The sequence below is a fragment of the Pseudomonas sp. JV245A genome (assembly GCF_032424515.1).
Lineage (GTDB): Bacteria > Pseudomonadota > Gammaproteobacteria > Pseudomonadales > Pseudomonadaceae > Aquipseudomonas > Aquipseudomonas protegens.
On sequence record NZ_VYKE01000610.1, the window covers coordinates 1 to 316 of the forward strand.

At 59.8% G+C, this 316-nt stretch carries 1 protein-coding gene; it reads left to right on the forward strand.

From position 1 onward, the window contains the following. The coding region (locus tag F6S12_RS33270) for an immunoglobulin-like domain-containing protein (RefSeq protein ID WP_315870056.1) at nucleotides 1–316 on the forward strand (316 nt) is incomplete at both ends.

Sequence of the window (316 nt, forward strand, 5' to 3'; positions counted from 1 at the left end):
GAACTTCACTGCGCCCAACGATGCTCTGGCTGGTGGTAGTTCCCTGAGCACCACCATTACCAAAGCCGACGGCGGCAACTACGAGAAGCTGGAAGTTAGCGACAAGCCTGCCGAGACCTCGGTCACCGATACTCCTGACACTACAACTCTGAGCCTCTCCGCTACTGAGTCTGTAGCTGAAGGCGGTTCGATCATCTACACCGCCACATTGACCAATGCCGCTGGTACTCCAGTCACCGTGACCCTGAGTAACGGCGCAGTGATCACCATCGCAGCAGGTGCCACTACCGGCACCACCACCGTCGCGGCCCCGGCG